Below are 18,759 nucleotides of genomic sequence, written 5' to 3' on the forward strand. Positions count from 1 at the left end.
AACATAGTTAGGCAAAAATAATTGTGAAAACATTATTAGATCTGGAAAAAAATAAATCTTGTTATATTAAAAAAATTCACGGAAATGAATTAGATGTAATTCGTGTTAGATCAATTGGTTTTTTTGAAGGAGAGAAAGTAACATTTTTGTATGCAGCTCCTTTTAAGAAACATTTAGCATATGAAGTTAGCGGGAATGTTATTGGTTTGTCAAAAAGACTTGCTACAAAAATAGAAATTGTTGAGGATAGTGATGCAAAATAGAAGTTTTAAAGTAGCTTTTGTTGGAAACCCTAATGTTGGGAAATCTAGTTTAATAAACGCATACGCTAAGAATGCTAATTTGCAAGTTGGTAATTGAAGCGGTGTGACTGTTGAAAAACTAGAAGTTGAATACAAACATAATGAAAAAGAATTTATTTTAACTGACTTACCTGGAATATTTGATTTTCATGATAGTTCAATTGATGAAAAAATTACAGTTTCTAACATCTTATCTCAAAAATATGACCTATATGTAAATGTAATTGATGTAACAAATATTAGAAGAGGTTTATATTTAACTCTCTTATTAAGAGAATTAAATTTACCATGTCTTGTTGTGTTAAACTTCATTGATAAAGTTAAAAATAGTGAAAAATCTATTAATGAAAAGAAACTATCACAAATGTTGGGTTATAAAGTTATTTCAACTTCTTGTGCTAAAAAAATCAACATTAAAGAATCGTTAGATTTAATATTAGATGAAGCACAAAAAGCTATCGAAGTAAGAGTAAAGAAAAGTTTTTTATATTCTCAAAATTTAGAGGACTTAAAAAATAGCATTTCTTCAACACTTGCTAAAGAAAAATTTAGCATTATTATGTCAACTCCTGATTCACATTGCATCAATGATTTCGGTGCAATTAGATTAATGGAACAAGACCATCATTACTTTAGTCATTTAAAAATTGAAGGAGTTAAAACTCACGATATCAATAAAGCTATTTTAGATTTTGAATACGAAGTAGGGGAAAATACCAAAGATTATTTGGAAGAAAAAAGAAAAAAATTTATTAACAATTTAATGTTCATTTTAGATAAAGAATCAATAACTAATGATCGTTTAAAATTTACAAAAAAAGTAGATAAAGTTTTATTAAACAAATATGCCGGGATCCCATTAATTTTAATTATTTTTGCAGTGTCTTTCATATTAGTTTTTAATTTATCAGTTCCGTGAAAAAACTGAATTGATGAATTATTTAATTCATATTTAGCTGGTCAAATTAATAACATCATTATGCCAGATTGATTAAAACACTTGATAATAGATGGTGTTGTGGCGGGTGTTGGAACAATTTTAACTTTCTTTCCTGTAGTTTTTACTTTGTTTATTTGAATGAACATTTTAAAAGAATGTGGTTATTTAAATCGAATATCCTTTTTATTGTCTCATATCTTTAGAAAATGTGGATTGAGTGGAAAATCATTAATTCCATTAATTTTAGGATTTGGATGTAATGTTACAAGTATTTATGTAACAAGAAGCATTCAATCAGAAAAGCGTAGAAAAATTACTGCCTTAGTTGCGCCAATGATGGCATGTAATGCAAGAATTGCTATTTTTGGATTATTTTCAGCTGCATTTTTTGGAACATCATTAGTCCCAATAATTATGCTTTCAATGTATGTAATTGGGATAGCAATAGCTTTATTAATCGGAACAATTCTAAATTTCTTTATTAAAGAAGATAATTCACTTGAAGATGAAATTATCGAATTGCATCCATATCAATGACCAAGTTTTCGTGTGGTAATGAAATCAGCGTGAGTTAATTCAAGAGGATTTATTAAAAAAGCTTCTACATTTATTTTGGTGTTTTCAATTTTAATGTGAGTGTTAACATATTTCCCAAATAATGGAGATGCTAATAATTCTTATATTTCAATGATTTCAAAAGAAATTGCTGTTATTTTTAAACCACTTGGATTTGGCGATCATTGAGAGTTGGTTGCTGCAATTTTCCCAGCGATTATTGCTAAAGAATTAGCAATTACATCACTTGCTATTTTTATTCATGTACCAAATGTAACAACATATGATAACATTGGTAATTTATTAAATAGTTTATGATTATCTTTTCAACAAATGTTTATAGGTTTATTGCCAAACAATTGAGGTTCTAATTTCCAAAATGCATGAGCTAATGATAATACCATTACTAATAAAGTTCGTTCATTAACTGGATTTAATCAAACAGGTGCTTTTTCATATATGGTATTTATGTTACTAACTATCCCATGTGTCACAACCTTGGCCGCAATTAGGCATGAGTTTGGTTGAAAGATGACTTTAGCAAGTACGGGAATTAATTTAATAACACCATACATTGTCGCTTTATTAATTTTTCAGACAACTAATGCTATTTGAAAGTAAGTATTTTTTAATTAAAATTAATGAGTATGCATAAAGATAAAATCACAATTAAATACCTTCAAGATCGCAATATTATTAAAGATATTACGAATGTTGAAAAATTAGAAGAATCAATTAAAGAACATAAAGGTATTTATTGTGGTTTTGACCCAACCGCAGAATCACTACATTTAGGAAATTATGTTCAAATTGTTGCTTTAAAGTGATTTGCTAAGGCGGGTTTAAAACCAATTATTGTTCTTGGTGGAGCAACTGGTATGATTGGTGACCCGAGTGGTAAGAAAGTGGAACGTAAATTACTTTCTTCAGAAGACGTTTTAAAAAACGAAGCTAAGATTAGAAAACAAGTTGAGAATTTAGTTTGTTCAAATGTTGAAATTATTAATAATAAAAAGTTTTACGAAAACTTAACATTTATTGACTTTTTACGAGAAGCTGGCAAGTATGCTAATGTAAGTAACATGATTGCAAAAGACCAAATTAAAAAACGAATTGATGATGGAATTTCTTATACAGAATTTAGTTACATGATGTTACAAGGTTGGGATTTTTATCAACTATATCAAAATAATAATTGTGCTGTTCAAATTGGCGGAAGCGACCAATGAGGAAATATTACTTTTGGAGTAGAGTTAATTAGAAAAATTATCTCAAAGGATAACTTAGCGTGTGGATTAACATTTAATTTATTAACTAAAACAGATGGTACTAAGTTTGGTAAAACCGAAACAGGGACCATTTGATTAGATCAAAACATGACTAATTCTTATGAACTATACCAATTCTTTCTAAATCAAGAAGATGACATGTTAGAAAAATTATTTTATAGTTTAACTCTTAAATCTAATAATGAAATTAAGGAAATTTTAAAAGATCATTTCTTGAAACCAGAACTACGTAAAGGCCAAAAAGAATTAGCCTACACAATCATTACAGATCTGCATGGAAAAAATGGACTAGAAGAAGTATTAGATGTAAGTCATAATTTATTTGAAAATGATTTTAGTAATTTATCAGCTGATAGTTGACAAGTTTTATATAAAAATCTTCGTGGCAAAGAAATCAATACCGATAATCTAATGGATATTTTATTAATTGATATTTGCAAAAGCAAAAGAGAAGCAAGAGAGTTAATTAGCAATGGTTCATTAAGTTTTAATGGTCAAAAAGTAACTAATGAGAATTTTGAAGTTGTTTTTAAAAACAGATATTTATTGATTAAAAAGGGCAAAAGAAGTTTTTTTATTTATAAAAAAATGATATAGAAATATTTTTTCTAAAAGCAAGAGGGATACAATTTTAATATGGCTAAAATATTTAAATATAAAGGTGACGAAAAATTTACTCTTGATACTTTAATTAATTTAAAAGATATAGATGTGGATTGAAGCAGAACGGGAGACAAAAATGCTTCTTCTTTGCACTCAATTTCTTCATATTTAGCAATGTTTGCCCCCGCAATGCCAAGGTATTTTATCGAAAAATTAACACAAGAAAATGATTTAGTGTATGATCCTTTTTCTGGAAGAGGTACAACGGCACTTAAATCTAGAGAAATGAATAGAAGATTTGTAGGATCTGACCTTAATCCATATGCTTTAGTACTATCAAGATCAAAAATAGCAACTTGCACTAAACAAGAAGCTATTAATTATGTAAATAATCTTGAAATTAATTTTAAAGTTTGAAAAGATAATGAGAATAATGTTAATAAATTTAATAATGAAAATTTTTCTGAACTAAGATATTTTTATTCTAAATCCGTTTTAACTCAATTAATTTTCTTAAGAGAAAATTATGGAATAAATTGAAGAAATTTCTCAGATGTTCAAAACTTTGTATTTGGAATAACTTTAGGAATAATGCATGGAAAATTAAAAAAGGATGGTACAACTATTTATTTTTCATTAGATATGCCTAACACCATTTCTATGGCTCCAAATTATGTTAAAAAGTTTGCCGCTGCAAAAAACTTAATAAAACCAGATGTAAATATTTTTGAATTAATTAGAAATAGAATTAATCAAAAATATGATGAATTACTATCTAAAAAATTTAAATCTAATATTTATGAAATTAATGCATTAGAGAACAATAAGGATATTGAAAATAATTCAATTAAATTACTTATAACTTCTCCTCCATATTTAAGTGTAGTTAACTACACAAATTCAAATTGATTAAAATTATGGTTATTAGGTTATGAGAGAAGTAATTTAAGAAATGAGATTAAGTTATCAGATAGACTAAATTTTGAAAAATATACTAATTTTATGATTGATTTTCTAGAAAATGTTTATGACAAGATACAAATTGGGGGATATATAGTTCTAATTGTCGGTGATGTACATAATGAAAAATTAATTGAAAAAGTATGAGAAATAATTCAAAATAAAGTTAAATTTAATTTAAAGGAAATTTATTGAGATGATAAATATTTACAAACACACAAAATTACAAACATGTTAAATGGTAAAAAAGGTAAAGCAACAACTATCGAAAAAGTGTTGTTATTAAGGAAGTAATTTATGGATAATACAATAATAATAAGAAAAAGAATTAACATAAGTCAAATTTTCGCTGCAACAATGAACCCACGAGTGGTAATTGACGAAATCCATGCAGGAATAAATGGGGATTATTTTAGAGAGAAACAAAATAATAAAGAAGAAGATGCACTTAAAGATATTTTATCTAATGAGGAAGATTTTAAAAATTTTTTAGCTCTAATAACTTCTTTAAGTTCAATGTATAATCCAGTTATAGATATGCCTTATGTAATTAGTTCTAAAAATGGTGAATATATTGTTGTAGAAGGGAATAGAAGAATTTTGGCATTAAAATTATTATCTAAAATTTTACATATGCCAGAATATGATGAAATTATAGCTAATCTAGATGAAGAAATATCGGTTGAGTCGTTAGATGATGATGATGAACAAGGATCAAATTCAAATGATAATTCACAAAACAGAATGAAAAATTACAATAAAATAATCAATGTTATAAGAGACCACAAAGAAAAAATAACAGAAATAGATGTAAATTTTATTAATGGTGCTGATTCTAATAAGGAATCAGATGGAATAAGAGCTGCAGTTTTTGCAAACCACATTACAGGAAAAAAATTGGTAAGAGAAATTGAAATCGCGGTAGAACATTATCCATATATTCCAATATGCTAGATTCATTAACGGGTGAGGAGTGAGATGTAAAGGTATCTAAAATAGCGAACATTTTTTTTCGTGAAAAAAAAGATGTGTTGTGTTACATAAAATCTGCTCAATACATTGAATGTTTGTTAAATTGAGCTGGAATGGATAGAAAAAAATTTTTTAAAGAAAAAAAAGTTTCATCTTTGGAACAGCAATTTGTTAAAAAATTTATTAATGAATATAAAAGTGATTATTATGAAAACATATTGTCTTTTAATCTTAATCAAAAGTCTGGTGGTTATGAATTAACTTTGAAAGATAATAATATAGATAAATCAAAATTGTCAAAATTTATTTTAGACTCTTCAGAGATTCTATTTAATACCAGGACAATTAACTATCGCCCAAGAACAAGAAAGAAATATATTAAAAAATTGTAAAAATTGTGAAAAGATTAGAAAAGAAAAATTAGAAAAATATATTAAAAAAGATCACAAAAAAATTTTAGAAGATCTAATAGAACTTATGAAATTACAAAATGAATCTTATAGTGAGAAGAATCTTACTAAATCAATAATCATTGATTATACAGATGCTATAAATTCTAAAAAAATAGAAAAACATAATTCAGAAACATTTATATATTCTATGAGAAATTATAAAGAAATGTCCGAAAATTTAACCACAATAGATAGTTGAGTTTCTTGTAATAAACATAACAAAAATTTAATTAATTTAAAAGCAAACATAAATGCAATAAACATTAGAAAAAACGTATAAAAAATGATTATGTTTAAGAAAATAAATGTAATGAGTCGTTTAGTGGTTTCTTAGCAGTATTTTTATGTATCATTAAAAATAATTATTACTCCTAATAAATTAAAAACCCAAGCACTTGCTTGGGTTTTTTGATTAAATTATTTAGATTTCTATCTATTGTAGAACTCAATAATGAATGATTCGTTAATTTCTGAGTTTAATTCATTTCTCTCAGGGTATCTAACGAATGTTCCTTCGAATTTATTTTTATCAAATGATACGAACGGTAATGTTGTAGCATTTAATTTTAATCCTTCAGTAACGGTTGGGATTGATCTTGAAGCTTCTTTTAGAGAAATCATTTGACCAAGACGAACAGTTGTTGATGGAATATCATTTTTTCTACCATCTAATAAGATATGTCCGTGATTAACTAACTGACGAGCAGCAGCTCTTGTTGGAGCTAATCCCATTCTGTAAACTAAGTTATCTAGACGAGATTCGATAATGTGTAAAAGGTTTAATGATGATGAACCTTTCATTGTGATCGCTTTTTTGTAAATATTCTTTAGTTGTTTTTCTGTTAAACCATACATGTATTTAACTTTTTGTTTTTCAACTAATTGTTGACCATATCCTTTTAGAACAATTCTTTTTGTTCCGTGCATTCCTGGTGCTGTTCTTCTTTGTTTCCCTTTAGCAAATTCTTTATTTGTTTCTAAAATAGAAAATTTTAAACGGCGTGAAATACGGTGTTTTGGGCCTGTGTAACGCATTATTTTCCTTTTCCGCATGAGTAGCAAATTCTAACTGGCTGATTATTTACTAAAACTTTCCTTTTTTCAGCAGAAGTACTTGTTATCCTAGCGTTAAAATAATTTGACCAATCATATTTGATTGCTGACAAATGCTTTACTATGATAACATATTTTTTTAATTTATAAAATTATCATTATTTCTTAGAAAAATAAAATGTTATTTAAAATAGAATTATAACAAAGGGGTTTAAATGAGTATTTTATTTATTTCGTTGATATCAACATTATCAGGTTTAACGGCAATTGTGATGGGTATTACTGTGTTTTGTATCAAAATAAGATTATCTGAACACAATTTTCAACACCAACAAGATTTATTATTTGAAATTAATAATTTACCTTTTACATATTCAATGAATAAACTAGAAAATCTTTCAAAGTATAGTGAAGAGATTGCCGCTAATTACTTAACATGAAAAACAAATTATGAAAAATTTCTTAAATTTGAAAAAGAAACTATTGAAAAAGAAATACTTGATGTTAAGAAATTAGCTGATACTAAAAAATACTTTCGCTTTTTTCTTGGTTTGAAATCGTTAAGTGTTCAAGTTGCCAATTATGAAAAAATATCACTAGAATTATTTAGTGACATTGAAAATCTAACAAATGAAGAACTAAAATTAAGAATTGAATCTGCTGAACTTAAAAAATATTATTTATCTTTGAAACAAGAAACAGATAAAAATTATTTAGGTTTTGATAAAGTTCGTGACAAGATCGAGGGAATGGAAAAAAACATTAACACTTTATTAGATCGTTTTGAAGAATTCCTACAAATTGGGAATTATGAGCAAGCAAAATATGTCTTAAGAACAACAGCTGATGGTTTAAAAGTTTACGCTAAGGTAGTACAAAAAATTCCAAAAATATTTTTAATCATTGATCGTATTATTCCGTGTTCAATTAAACGTATTGAAAACAACTTAGCTGAACTTCGTAAAGAAACTTCCTTTTTAGATGGAACTAGATTTAACTTTCTAAAAATATCAACAGAACGAGCTATTAATCAATTAAATGAATATGCTTGTGATTTGCAATACATTAAAGCATCAAAACTAGTCGCTAAGGCATTACAAGATATTAATAACTTTGAAGCAATTTTAAATAAGCAATTAAAAGCTAAAGAAATGTTAAATGATATGTTTTTAGTATTTGAAAAAGCTTTTATTGATATGCGTGAAACGCAACAAAATTTAAATAAAAATATTTATATGCACCAAAAATCAGTGCAATTATCTCAAACAACTGTTCAATTAATGACAATTAGTGCAAAAAAATGAAATGAAATTGAAAGAATGTATGAATTAACTGTTTCTGAATTAAATAAGGATAAAATAACTCGTGATCCAATTGAGATACTAGAATCAATATATTATATTTCTAAAAAAATGCTAGAAGAAGCAAACAACATTCGTCGCAAGGCTGATGTAGTTGCGCAACTAAAAGATAAAAATATTTACTTAGAAGAATTAAAAAAATATAAAAATTCAATTGCCACAATTAAATTAAATTCGCATTTAACAAATGTTAGATATGCCTTACAAGAAGCAGCTATTTCGGTTGAAGTACTATCTGAAATAACGAATGCCATTGATGCTCAACTTAAAAAACCTCGTTTAGATGAAGAAAAAGTTGATAACTTATTCTTTGATTTAAAAAATCATATTAATCGCATTAATCTAATTTCAAAAGAAAAAGAATGAAATTCAGAAAAAATTGAAGAACTATTAAGTATTGCTAATCGTTATCGTCGCGTTAAACCAGATTATGAAATAAAATTATCTCAAGCAGAATCATGAATATCAAACAATAATCACGATAAAGCTCGTGAATTGATTGAGCATGTCCTAAATTCAGTTGATCAAAATATTTTAAGAAAATTTAATGGTAATGTCTAAAAAAATAAGGTCGAGATAATATTATGGTTATCGACCTTATTTATTTAAAATAATTTTATGAATTTAAAATATAATTTTGTAATCATTCGTTTTGGTGAACTTTATTTAAAAGGTGCTAATAAAAAATACTTTGTAAATAAACTATTTTCGAATTTAAATAAAAAACTAAAACCAATTGGTGTAAAACCAATTTTAGAAAAAGATCGTATTGTTATTGAATTAGAACAAAATATTGATGCTCGTATTAATGATATTTTAATAAAAACACCAGGTATTTCTAATTTTTCTTTTGGTTGAAAAATTACTCGTGAATGAGATGATCTTGTTAATTTAGCAGCTCAAGTTATTAAACAGCACAATCAACCTTATTATATTGAATGTGAAAGAAAAGATAAACGTTACCAAAAATCATCATTAGAAATAAAACAATACTTAGCTCATGACATTGAGAAAAAAACAGGAATTGTGGGTTCATTTGATTGTGATTTTGCTTTAAGTGTTATTGTTTATGAAAATTTCTTTTTCCTATGCGAAAATAAGCGAAAAGGGGTTGGGGGATTGCCAGTTGGCACAAGTGGAAGAGCTTTAATACTAATAAGTGGAGGAATAGATTCACCAGTTGCAGCTTATGAATTAATGAAACGCGGAATGGAAGTAGAATATGTTCATTTCATAACACCACCTCAAACAAGTGATCTAGCTTTAAGGAAAGTAAAAGATTTAATTTCTAAATTAAATGATTTTGCACCAAATCCCCAAAAGTTATATATTGTTGATTTTGCTAAAATGCAACATGAAATTATGTGTTCAGCCAAAGAAGAATATCGTATTGTGTTAATGCGTCGTATGTTTTATCGTTTGGCAGAAGCTATTGCAAACAATAATAAAATTCAAGCAATTGCAACCGGGGAATCGTTGGGACAAGTGGCAAGTCAAACGATTGAAAATCTTCAATCTGTTGACTCAGTAATTGATATGATTGTAATTCGCCCATTAATTACATTTGATAAAGTGCAAACTATTGAAATTGCTCAAAGAATTGGAACATATGATATTAGTATCCGTCCATATGAGGATTGTTGTACTTTGTTTGTTCCAAAAAATCCAGTTATTAAATCAAAAACCTATATTGCAAAACATGAAGAAGAGAAAATGTTAATGCTAGAAATTTTGAAAACTATTATGGATTCTGAAATTACTGAAGAAATTACAAATTAATAGAAAAAATCATTTGAAAATATTACACGTTCTGCATCTTCTTTAATAGAATATAGATTTAATTTATCAAAATTATGAAATTTTTTTCGAAGCAGATTTTCTATTTCTAAATTTTTATCTGAATTAAGTTCTTGATTTTTTAATATTAGGTTATATTCTGTCACACAATTTTCTAATTCTGAAAAATTATTTTCTATTGAGTTTTTTATAAATTCTTTATTTTTTATATTTTTGTTATTCACTTCAATATTATTTTCAAATTCTTTAATTTCTTTGTTGATTCTTTCAATTCTGTTTAAGTTTACATCCTTCATAATTTTTCATTTAGCCAACACTCCAGCATTATGATTTTCATCATTTCCGGTTTCCATTTTATCAACACTTGTATCAAGATTTTCATTTTCTCTTTTAAGATTCGCAATGTTTTCCTTTTTCTTTTCGATTTTCTTTGCTTCAGATAAATTCAATTGAGCTAAATCATTAATTTCTTTTGTTAGTTCTTTTTTTCGATTTTCAGTTATTTCTAAGCATGTGTTAAATGCTTCAGAATAATCAAAGTCAACTTTGTAATTTGCTCTACTTAAATATTTTTCATCATTAAAAATACTATTTAAACAATTTCAATAAGCACCTATTACATTTGGATTTAAATTAATGTACTCATAAGGAATAAAATTTGTTTTTTGCTCATTTGGTCTAAAATTTTATTAAAAAATTCGTTCTTTTTAATTTCGCGATTAATGAAATTTATAATTTCACTTTTTATAAATTTTGAAAAAACTTCATTCGCATCTCATATTTCTTTTTTAATTTTGCGCAAAATTTCATATTCATGTTTTATTTCAAAAATTTCGTGCTTTTTAAATAAGCGTTCAACTTCTCGAATTGATAACTTTTCACCATCTATTTCAAAATTAAAAACTTGTTCCAAAGTTATTAAAAAATCTTTTGATACATTCTTAAAATGTTCTTTAAAAAAATTAGAGTAGTCTTGCTTAAAATTATAATAATTAAAATCTACATATTTTTCTATTGGGTATTCATTTATGTCTTTTTTCTCATTATTGTGTTTTAGCATCTTTAAATTCAATGTCAAAATAATTAAATAATTTTCAAATTCCTGTAATTTCAAAACGGCTTTTAATAAATCTCAGGATAAGGAACCTAATCTTTCAATATTATCTATAAAAATAATAGTTTTTATTTGATTATTTTCAATTTTTGATCAATAATCTATTTCTTCTTTATTAGTATCGTTGTTTGGCTCTTTGAAGTTAAGTTTTCAAGCTTGTTCTAATCCGTAATCACTTTTGATAATGTAACTAAACTCTAATAATGAAAGAAATTTTTTTAGCATCTTTACTCTCATTTTATTTTTTATTCCTTCGTCATTAACATCAGACAAGTGAGTTTTTATTAATTTATTTGTTAATTGTGTAATAAATTCTGCTGGAATATCTTTTGAATTAGAAAATTTTCAAGCATCAATGATTATCATTTTCTCAAATATTTTTGATTCTATTTCTTTATCTATAAAAAGTTTTAAAAAATTCTCAATAAAAAAAGTTTTTCCGGTTCCTCATGGTGCATTTATAATTGTTAAGGGAGATTTTTTTGCAAGTTTTTCTGGAAAAAATTCGAAATTTTGGTCATTTAAGTACTTACTGTTATTTTTTTCATATCTACCGTATTCATTTTTAAATTTTTTGAATTCGGATTCAATATTTTTCAAAAAATCTAAAGAAACTTCTTTTAAATTTTTATCATCAATTTTAACAATTAAGTCTTTTGCATAACCTTTATTTTTCATTATTTCCAACATCCTCTTCTTTTTTGATATGTTAATTTATTAATTTTATAACATATCATGCTAACAATATGCAAAAAATCAAGTTAAAAATAGCCATTACATTAAACTAATATATAATTTAATCATGTCAAAATTAATTAAAATAATTTTAGAATCAGAAAACATAATACTAGCAAGGCATGAATTTCCAGATTTTGATGCACTTGGCTCACAATTTGGATTATTTTATTGAATTAAAGAAAATTTTCCAACTAAAAAAATTTATTGTTTAGGAACAAACGTTCCAAATAAATTTCCTGATTTATTTTCTGAACAAAAAGATATTTCTGACGAGGTCTTTTCTAATTCATTAATTATTATTTGTGATGTTAGAGCAACAGACAGAGTAGATGACCAAAGATATAAGAATTCTAATAATATTTTTGTTATTGATCATCACATCAAAAAAGATGAAAAAACTTTTGAACACGATAGTATTATTATCGAAAGCGCTTCATCAACTTGTGAGATTATAGCTCAAGAATTATTATCTGTAATAGATAAATATAAATTACCAATCAAATCTATTAATTCATTATTCCTAGGAATAGTAACTGATACTGGAAGATTTTTATATTCAAATACTAATAAGAATACATATGAAGTAGTTTTAAAATTTAAAGAACTAGGCCTTCAAGAAAAACCGTTATATGACAAACTAACAGTTTCTAATTTAACCTCACGAAAATTTTCTTCTCAGATTATTAATAATATGAAAATTACTAAAAAAGGAGTAGGATATTACATTTTAAACCCTAAAGTTCTTAAAAAATCAAAAATGGAATATAGCGAAGCAAAAGACTACGTTTTTGCTATGGCTGGTATTGAAGAAGTTAAAATATGAGCATTTTGCAGTTACGATATTGATAAAAAACAATATCGTATTAGTTTAAGAAGTAGAAATTATAATGTTAATAAAATTGCAGCAAAATATGGTGGTGGTGGTCACATGTATGCTTCTGGATGTAAAGTAGATAAGTTATCAATTTTTAAAAAAATCATTAACGATCTAAACTTACTAATAGAATAATATGAATGTTGTTGTTGGAATAAATAGTAGTTACTCAATACTAAACTCACTAATCAAATTAGAAGTTTTATTTGATGAACTAAAAAAAGAACAAGTTAAATACGTTGGAGTATTTGAAGTAAATAATTTATATTCCTTAAATCGTTTTAATAATTTAGCTATTGAAAATAATTTTGTTCCAATTATTGGAATTGATATTGAATGTTTAGAAAATAATTTTGTTCTTGTTGCTAAAAACAATAATGGTTACTATCAATTAGTAAAAATTAATAACTTACTAAATAATCAATCAAAACCATTAAATTCTTTAACCTCATTAATCGATTTAATAACAGATGATTTAATTTGTATCATCAGAAGTGTTAAAGATGTTAGTAACTTTAAAAGTATTAAAAACTTATTTCAAAATTATTTATCTAAATATTCTGATATTAAAAAAATATATTGTCCAAGAATTAGATTTATAAAGAAAAGTGATTCTGAAAATTACAAAGTGATTAGATGTATTGCTAATCAATGAAAATTAGAAGAGTTTAAAGAAACTAGTGATTTTGTTTCCTTAGAAGACTTTATTAAATCAAGATTAATTGAAGAAATTAAAAAAACAACTGAACAGGTTTTTCAATCATGTGATGTTAAATTTGAAAAACAAGAATCACAATTTATAAAGTACCCAACTACAACTACTTTAACTTCAGCTGATATGCTTAAAAAATATTCCGAGTCAGGTCTTAAAGCGCGATTTTTGTCAATGACTAACATTAATGAAAAAATATATTACGAACGTTTAAATTATGAATTAAAAGTTATTAATAATTTAAACTTTAATGATTATTTTTTAGTTGTGTATGATTACACAACATATGCTCGTAAAAAAGGAATTATGGTAGGTTTTGGGCGAGGGAGTGCGGCTGGTTCATTAGTATCATATTGTCTTGGAATTACAAATGTTGACCCAATTAAATACAATTTAATTTTTGAACGATTTTTAAATCCAGATCGTAAAAGTCCACCAGATATAGATATTGATTTTCAAGATAATCGTCGCGATGAAGTTTTTAATTACATTTTAGAAAAATATTCATCAAATAATGTAGCAAACATTATTACTTTTCAGACAATTAAAGTAAAAATGGCAATCCGTGATATCGGAAGAGTTCTTGATATTCCATTACATGAAATTGATGCACTTGCCAAATTAGTTTCCATTCATCATGATAATGATTTAGATTACGTTGTTAATCGTACTTTAGCAATTAAGAAAAAAATTGCTGAGAATAAAAAAATCAAAAAATTATTTGATATTTGTTATGCCATTATTGATAATCCAAGACAAGTTGGACAACATGCTGCTGGAATGATTATGTCAAAAAAACCATTGAATGATTTCATTCCTATTAACATTAACGAGGATGGTTTAGCGGTAACGCAATTTGACATGAACGAATTGGAATATTGAGGTTTGTGAAAAGTTGATATTTTAGGATTGAAAAACTTAACAATTCTAAAAGATATTCTTATTTTAATTTCTAAGAATCACAAAAAAACAATTAGTTTAGAAAAACTACCAATTAATGATAAAAAAACATTTACATTACTTTCTAGTGCTAATACGCTAGGAATATTCCAATTGGAATCATACGGAATGAAAAATGTTTTAACGATGGTTGAACCTAATAAATTTAGTGATTTATGTGACATCATTAGTCTTTATCGACCAGGTCCGCAAGACCAAGTTGAATTATATGCTAAAAGAAAAAAAGATAATGAACAAATCAAACTTGATAACGATGTTCTTGAAAAAATTTTAAAACCAACTTTAGGAATAATTATTTATCAAGAACAAATTATGCAAATAGCTTCTAGTTTTGCCAATCTAACCTTGGCACAAGCTGATAATCTCCGAAGAGGGATGAGTAAAAAAGATCAAAATTTAATTCTTCAGCAAAAAGAATTATTTATCAACGGAGCGATTAAAAAGGGATATTCAGAAACTGAAGCTAATCGAATTTTTGATTTAATTGAAAAATTTGCAGGATATGGTTTTAATAAAAGTCATGCTGTTGCTTATGCTTTATTGGGATATTATTTGGCTTATTTAAAAGCAAATTATTCTGAAGAATTTTATACATGTCTTTTATCTAATAATCTAGGTGATTATAAAAAATTATCTGAGTACATGCGTGAAATTAATAGTTCAAGTAATGTAAAAGTTGGTAATTTAAAATTAAACGAAACAAAACATTATTTTGTATTACTAAATCAAGAAATTATTCCATCAATTTATATAATAAAAGGTTTTGGAAGAAACTATTATGAATTATTCGATAAAGAAAGAAAAATTAGTAATTTTAATAATGACCCAATTGAAACTATTACACGATTAGTTCGCGCTAAGATTTCTGAAAAAATAATTCAATCAATGATTGTCTTAAATGCTTTTCAATCAAATAAATATAACCAAACAACCTTATTAAAAAATTTAAATAAAATTGTAAAATATAGTCATATTGTTATCAATAAAAATAATGAAATAGATTTTTCATTAGTCCCAAAAATAGAACTAATTCAAGAACAAGAAGATTATCCATTACTATCTAATCTTGAAGAAGAATCAATTGGTTTTAATATTTATTATTCATTAGATAAAGTCATTAAAAAACAAAGAAATATTCCTTTGACTATTAGTGAAATTAAAAGAAACAATATAACTAATTTCAAAATATGCGTTCAAGCAACATATGTAAAAGAAGTTAAAACAAAAAACCAAAAAAATATTTGTTTTTTACAAACTAAAGATTACACAGGAGAATTAGATTTTGTCGTATTTGAAAATAAATACGAAGAATTAAAACCTAAACTTAAATCTACTAATTATTTAGTTATAGATGCGACTAAATCAATAAAAGATAATAAGATATCGTACATTGTAAAAGACATAGAATTGATCGAGGTCAATAATGACAAAACACAATAATGAACTATGAATAATTGATTTAAGTGCCTTACTTTATCGAATTCATTACGGAATGGGTAATATCGTTTTAAAAACAAAAACTGGGCAACCGACTGCTGTTATTCGGGGAGTAATTAATATTATCGAAAGATTTATTTTTGATCATAATATTACTCATATTGCCTTTGCTTGTGATGTTTCTGGAGAAACATTTCGCTCAATGAGTTATGAAAACTATAAAGCCAAAAGAAAACCAATGCCAGAAGACTTAGTAGCTCAACTTGAACCAATTAGAGAGTATTTGAATTTGAGAAAATTTAGTTCTTATGCAAAAGAAAAATATGAAGCTGATGACGTGATCGCTACAATCGCAACAAGAGCAATTCAAGAAGATCCTAATATTCGTGTGAAGATATTAACATCTGACAAGGATATGTTGCAATTAGTAAATGACAATATTTCTATTCTTCGTATTACATCAGGGTTTAAAAATTTCGATGAATTTAATATTTATAACTTTGAGAAAAAAACAAAATTATTACCATCTCAAATTATCGACTTAAAAATCATGCTTGGGGACAAATCTGATAATTACCCAGGTATTCGTGGGATCGGCGAAAAAACGGCTATGGAGTTATTGAAACAATATGGTAGTTTGGATGGGATTTATGAAAATTTAGCTTCCATCAAAAGCAATAAACATCGCGACGCATTTATTAATGAAAAGAGCAAGGTAACGATGATTCGCGAATTAGCAACCATTATCGATGATGTTGATATCGATTTTCGCTTAAAAAATAATTTTATTAATTATAATGAAATTTTTAATAATTGAAATGGAATTAAAAATTATATCGATAAATATGAATTATATAGTATTAAAAATAATTTAAGAGGAAGATATCATAATCAAACCAGAGTAATGATAATTGATCTTGGAAGTAATTCAATAAAATATAGTATTTATTACTGTTTATCTGAACATAACTTTAATTTAATTGAGCACAAAAATAGATTTATTAAGTTAATTGATTTTGTTGAAAATTCACAAATTAGCACAGAAAAAATGGCAACAATTGTTGATGAAATTAAAAAATTTGTTGAGCCATCTCTTAAAAAATACAATATCCAATTAGAGAAAGTGATAGCTTTTGGAACTGAATGAATTAGATTAATTAAAAATCGTAAAGAATTTGTTGAAATGTTCCAAAAAGAATTGAATATTAAATTAGAAATTATTTCGCCTGGCGCTGAATGTAAATATAATTGATTGGCATATAAAAATGATCAAATCCATTTAAATAACGTGATTGTTATGGATATTGGTGGAGGTAGTGTTGAATTTATTCATATTGAAGAAGAAACTCCTCGCGATAAATATTCAATTTCAATGGGATTGAATGTTTTAAAAAATAGAAATTGCTCAACTAAAATGATTTTTGAACCAGAACTTAAAAATGTGGAAAAAGATATCAAAAAACTTCTTCCAGATATTTCAATTAAAGAACATCCATTTATTTATTGTAGTAGTGGGGCATTTTATTCTGTTATGGAATTATTGCAATATTTTGAAAACCTCAAGTTTATCAATAAATTTGTATCCTTATCGGAATTAGAAAATTTATATAAAGAAATTGTTAATTATGATTTTAATGACTTTTATAAAATTAATACATTTAATCAAGCGCGTGCTGATATTATCAAAATTGCTTTATTGATTTTGATTTGTGCTGGCAAAAAATTCGGAGTTGAAAATTTTGTTCTTGGACAAAAATCAATTCGCGAGGGATATTTAATTAATTTTATTAATCAATTGAAAAAGGGGAAATAATGCCAGAACTTCCAGAAGTTGAAACCGTTAGAAGATTTTTAGATAAATCTATTTCACACAGCAAAATTGTTAATATAAATATTTATGTTCCTAAATCTATTAAAAATGCTTCCCAAGAGGATTTTAAGTTGAAATTAATAGGTCAGCGTATTGAACACATTTCTAGAAAAGGAAAACACATTTTATTTATTTTAGATGATTATGTTTTAATAAGCCATTTGCGAATGGAAGGAAAATATTTTTATCAAAAAGTAGATGATGAAATTAATAAAAAACATTTAATGATGGAATTTTTCTTGTCTAATGGAATGGTATTAAGATACCTTGATACGAGAAAATTTGGAACTTTTCACTTAATTGAAAAAAAACAATGAGAAAAAAATCCGCTAGTAACAAAAATTGGCAAAGAATTATTTGACGAAGATATTACTGTTAACTATTTAAAACAGTCATGGCATAAACGAAAAAATGCTACTATAAAATTAGTTTTACTAGAGCAAAACATAATTGCTGGTATTGGAAATATTTATGCTGATGAAATTCTTTTTAAGGCTAAAATACTACCGACAAGAAAAATTCACGAACTATGCGATTTAGAATATCAAGCAATTATTGATGCTTATCGCGAAATAATGGCTCATGCCATTGAACATAAAGGAACAACGATTGCTACATTTCACAGCCAGCAAGGTGTCTCAGGGAATTATCAAAAATTTTTAAAGGTGTATGGTCGAAGCAAACAGAAATGTTTTATTTGCGGAACAGAAATTAAAAAAATAAAATTAAATGGCAGAGGAACTCATTATTGTCCATCTTGTCAAAAATAG

Annotated in this window: 16 protein-coding genes; 13 read left to right on the forward strand and 3 right to left on the reverse strand. The window is 25.8% G+C overall.

Annotation, left to right across the window (positions count from 1 at the left end):
- Positions 1–23 precede the first annotated feature (23 nt).
- The 7 genes from ASO20_RS02240 (at position 24) to ASO20_RS02270 (ending at position 6,353) form a co-directional block, all read left to right on the forward strand.
- Positions 24–263: a FeoA family protein gene (locus ASO20_RS02240; RefSeq protein WP_198140222.1), complete on the forward strand. Its 240-nt coding sequence runs from the start codon at positions 24–26 to the stop codon at positions 261–263.
- A complete protein-coding gene (gene feoB, locus ASO20_RS02245; protein WP_085056340.1) occupies positions 253–2,418 on the forward strand; it encodes a ferrous iron transport protein B in 2,166 nt (721 codons plus the stop codon). The genes ASO20_RS02240 and feoB overlap by 11 nt, the downstream gene beginning before the upstream one ends.
- Positions 2,419–2,444: 26 nt before the next feature.
- Positions 2,445–3,683 (forward strand): tyrosine--tRNA ligase, encoded by a 1,239-nt coding sequence (gene tyrS / locus ASO20_RS02250; RefSeq protein WP_198140223.1) that lies wholly within the window; start codon positions 2,445–2,447, stop codon positions 3,681–3,683.
- Between the two features lie 39 nt (positions 3,684–3,722).
- The gene (locus ASO20_RS02255) at positions 3,723–4,943 is read left to right on the forward strand and encodes a DNA methyltransferase (protein WP_085056342.1); all 1,221 of its coding nucleotides are present in this window, start codon (positions 3,723–3,725) and stop codon (positions 4,941–4,943) included.
- A gap of 3 nt (positions 4,944–4,946) precedes the next feature.
- Complete coding sequence (locus ASO20_RS02260; RefSeq protein ID WP_085056343.1) at positions 4,947–5,603, forward strand: hypothetical protein; 657 nt, start codon at positions 4,947–4,949, stop codon at positions 5,601–5,603.
- Complete coding sequence (locus ASO20_RS02265; protein WP_085056344.1) at positions 5,597–6,013, forward strand: hypothetical protein; 417 nt, start codon at positions 5,597–5,599, stop codon at positions 6,011–6,013. The genes ASO20_RS02260 and ASO20_RS02265 overlap by 7 nt, the downstream gene beginning before the upstream one ends.
- Positions 6,014–6,098: 85 nt before the next feature.
- The gene (locus ASO20_RS02270) at positions 6,099–6,353 is read left to right on the forward strand and encodes a hypothetical protein (protein WP_085056345.1); all 255 of its coding nucleotides are present in this window, start codon (positions 6,099–6,101) and stop codon (positions 6,351–6,353) included.
- 149 nt (positions 6,354–6,502) lie between these two features.
- On the opposite strand, the gene rpsD is transcribed toward ASO20_RS02270, so the two are convergent.
- The gene (gene rpsD, locus ASO20_RS02275) at positions 6,503–7,108 is read right to left on the reverse strand and encodes a 30S ribosomal protein S4 (RefSeq protein WP_442928647.1); all 606 of its coding nucleotides are present in this window, start codon (positions 7,106–7,108) and stop codon (positions 6,503–6,505) included.
- Positions 7,109–7,341: 233 nt separating this feature from the next.
- Here rpsD and ASO20_RS02280 point away from each other — a divergent pair, with 233 nt between their 5' ends.
- Together ASO20_RS02280 and thiI are read left to right on the forward strand one after the other, a co-directional pair.
- Positions 7,342–9,048, forward strand: coding sequence for a septation ring formation regulator EzrA (locus tag ASO20_RS02280; RefSeq protein WP_085056346.1), 1,707 nt, complete (start codon positions 7,342–7,344; stop codon positions 9,046–9,048).
- A 57-nt stretch (positions 9,049–9,105) separates the two neighbouring features.
- Complete coding sequence (thiI, locus tag ASO20_RS02285) at positions 9,106–10,266, forward strand: tRNA uracil 4-sulfurtransferase ThiI (RefSeq protein ID WP_085056347.1); 1,161 nt, start codon at positions 9,106–9,108, stop codon at positions 10,264–10,266.
- Here the strand turns inward: thiI and ASO20_RS02290 are convergent.
- Together ASO20_RS02290 and ASO20_RS02295 are read right to left on the reverse strand one after the other, a co-directional pair.
- Positions 10,263–10,733, reverse strand: a complete 471-nt coding sequence (locus tag ASO20_RS02290) for a hypothetical protein (RefSeq protein ID WP_085056348.1) — start codon at positions 10,731–10,733, stop codon at positions 10,263–10,265. The two genes, thiI and ASO20_RS02290, sit on opposite strands and share 4 nt — an antisense overlap.
- A gap of 179 nt (positions 10,734–10,912) precedes the next feature.
- Positions 10,913–12,076 (reverse strand): P-loop NTPase fold protein, encoded by a 1,164-nt coding sequence (locus tag ASO20_RS02295; RefSeq protein ID WP_085056349.1) that lies wholly within the window; start codon positions 12,074–12,076, stop codon positions 10,913–10,915.
- Positions 12,077–12,200: 124 nt separating this feature from the next.
- Between ASO20_RS02295 and ASO20_RS02300 the strand changes: the two genes are divergently transcribed.
- The 4 genes from ASO20_RS02300 to mutM are packed head-to-tail and all read left to right on the forward strand — an operon-like array spanning position 12,201 to position 18,759.
- Positions 12,201–13,145 carry a DHH family phosphoesterase gene (locus ASO20_RS02300; RefSeq protein ID WP_085056350.1) on the forward strand — a complete coding sequence of 315 codons (945 nt, stop codon included), beginning with the start codon at positions 12,201–12,203 and terminating at the stop codon, positions 13,143–13,145.
- A 1-nt stretch (position 13,146) separates the two neighbouring features.
- Positions 13,147–16,122: a DNA polymerase III subunit alpha gene (gene dnaE, locus ASO20_RS02305; protein WP_085056351.1), complete on the forward strand. Its 2,976-nt coding sequence runs from the start codon at positions 13,147–13,149 to the stop codon at positions 16,120–16,122.
- Positions 16,106–17,932, forward strand: coding sequence for a Ppx/GppA phosphatase family protein (locus ASO20_RS02310; protein ID WP_085056352.1), 1,827 nt, complete (start codon positions 16,106–16,108; stop codon positions 17,930–17,932). Before dnaE ends, ASO20_RS02310 begins: the two co-directional genes overlap by 17 nt.
- A complete protein-coding gene (gene mutM / locus ASO20_RS02315) occupies positions 17,932–18,759 on the forward strand; it encodes a DNA-formamidopyrimidine glycosylase (RefSeq protein ID WP_085056353.1) in 828 nt (275 codons plus the stop codon). The genes ASO20_RS02310 and mutM overlap by 1 nt, the downstream gene beginning before the upstream one ends.

Source organism: Mycoplasma sp. (ex Biomphalaria glabrata), assembly GCF_001484045.1.
In the GTDB taxonomy this organism is placed as follows: Bacteria; Bacillota_I; Bacilli_A; order Mycoplasmatales.